The 1003-nt window shown below is 40.6% G+C and carries 2 pseudogenes; both read right to left on the bottom strand.

The window, feature by feature from the left end:
- Positions 1–276: 276 nt before the first annotated feature.
- Positions 277–523 (bottom strand): annotated as a pseudogene (locus tag PX482_RS07020) (helix-turn-helix domain-containing protein); the annotation flags it as partial.
- A gap of 71 nt (positions 524–594) precedes the next feature.
- A pseudogene (locus tag PX482_RS07015) lies at positions 595–1003 on the bottom strand (DUF4277 domain-containing protein); the annotation flags it as partial.

The raw sequence follows: 1003 nt of genomic DNA, 5'->3' as shown, positions 1-1003 counted from the left end.
TCAGGAGTCGGTCGTTTCGGGCTTTGTTGCCCTTGTTTTTTGTACCAATCTATGTACTACAAGAAGGATAATGCAAGGTTTTTGAAAGTCCCAATCCTATTTTCTTGCACTAACATCGGACTTTAACAGGTCAAAAGCCTTATTTTAAAAGGGTTTTACCATTATTCAGCAAACCCTATTTAATTCCACCCACCTACTTACCATTATTCAGCAAACCCTATGATAATATTTCAATCCTTTTTTCACCAACTCTAAGGCCGACTCGCTGACATTTTAAAAGAGTTGTTTGGCATTTTTGGTGCGCGTCTCGCTCTTAGCTTGTGCTGTGTCAGGTAGATAGCAGCCCAGAGAACTTTGATTCCTTCTTAATTCTCGCGCTGGTCGTGCTTTGATGACATCCGAGCCAGACGGCCATTTGCCGTTGAGATAAATTTCCCTCTTGACTAAGTTGGTAGAGCAAGTTTCTTTGTTCTATGTTAAGATGTTTTCGGCTGGTTTTTGGGTCTGATTTGTTGTTGTTAATGATCAGACAGTACCTGATGAGCCTTTCTTTGTCAACTCTTGAGGTTGATGCGTTTCATTTTTGAATTGACGTTTTATTGGCTGTTGTCTGGTTTCAATTTCTTCTCCAACTGCTCCTGATTTCAGGATTTCTACTGTTGGGTATTCCTTTTTATATTCTCCTTCCACTGATAGAGAAGTCGAATCTAAATGGCAATTCTCGGTCGCTACACCAAATTTTTTTACGGCCGCTAAACTAATGAGTAGGAAAATACCCGAAACATCCAGTTGATAAAGTTTGTCCATTACTCGACCAATTTTATCATCATTCAGGAGTTTGGGTTCGATGCCCTCTCCCAGCAAATGTTCGCTTGCTTTATCTTCAAAAAATTGAGGAAATAAATACAAGGACCCGGAGACAAATCCCAATCCATTCAGGATAATTGCTTTCACGTCTGGCCCCGCTGTGACAATTTCTCCTCGCTCAATTGAGACTTGTTCG

This window comes from Microcystis sp. M53602_WE12, assembly GCF_030065455.1.
Taxonomy (GTDB): Bacteria; Cyanobacteriota; Cyanobacteriia; order Cyanobacteriales; family Microcystaceae; genus Microcystis; species Microcystis aeruginosa.
Note: the sequence above shows the minus strand (reverse complement) of the source record. Positions and strands in the feature narration are given on the sequence as shown.